Genomic DNA, 696 nt, shown 5'->3' with positions numbered 1-696 from the left:
ACCCCACTATTACTCTGCTTTCGTAGGTGCGTATTCAATATGCGAATGTGGCGGCTGCTGACCGACTTCAAATTATTGACCAATACACTGACGGCCAACTTCGGCGGATAGGCTACCAATAGATGAACGTGATCGGCTTCGCCATCCATCTCCAGAATGTCGATCTCCAACTTCTCTGCCGCAGATAAAAATGCGCCGCGCATCTGCTCGATCATGGTGCCATCCAGTAGTTTGCGGCGGTACTTTGTGGTGAAGATTAAATGCACGACCAGCTTACTGACCGAATGGCGTCGGCGCAGATAGCCGGTCAAATCTTCATGATGCGCACTCACTTGTAATACTCCGTCAAAAGCCATATTGTGTTGGCATCCTAACAGCGAGCGGTGACTGTGAAAAGAGCCACAAAAGTACGCCTTTATCCGACCGACGAACAAGCGGCATTCTTGAATGCCCAGTTCGGCGCGGTGCGGTTCGCGTACAACAAGGCCCTTGATATTCAACGGCACATGTTTAAGCGTCACGGGGTTTCATTGAAACCGAAACGTGACCTGAAACCCTTGCTGGCAGTGGCAAAAAAGTCGCGTAAATACGGTTGGCTGAAAGAGTACGACTCACTCGCTTTGCAACAGGCGGTGATCAACTTGGACAAGGCGTTTGCCAATTTTTTCAACCCCAAGCTCAAGGCGCGGATGCCGA

2 protein-coding genes are annotated in these 696 nt (G+C 50.7%); one reads left to right on the top strand and one right to left on the bottom strand.

Annotated features, from left to right (window positions below):
* Window positions 1–332 (bottom strand): IS200/IS605 family transposase (tnpA, locus tag BN1125_RS13825; protein WP_042012943.1); only part of this gene is annotated, 332 nt, incomplete at its 3' end.
* A 57-nt stretch (window positions 333–389) separates the two neighbouring features.
* Here tnpA and BN1125_RS13820 point away from each other — a divergent pair.
* Window positions 390–696, top strand: a 307-nt coding sequence (locus tag BN1125_RS13820) for a helix-turn-helix domain-containing protein (protein ID WP_042012942.1), incomplete at its 3' end; no start/stop codon positions are given.

The organism is Aeromonas fluvialis, from assembly GCF_000819885.1.
Lineage (GTDB): Bacteria > Pseudomonadota > Gammaproteobacteria > Enterobacterales > Aeromonadaceae > Aeromonas > Aeromonas fluvialis.
This window is presented reverse-complemented; position numbering and strand designations above follow the sequence as displayed.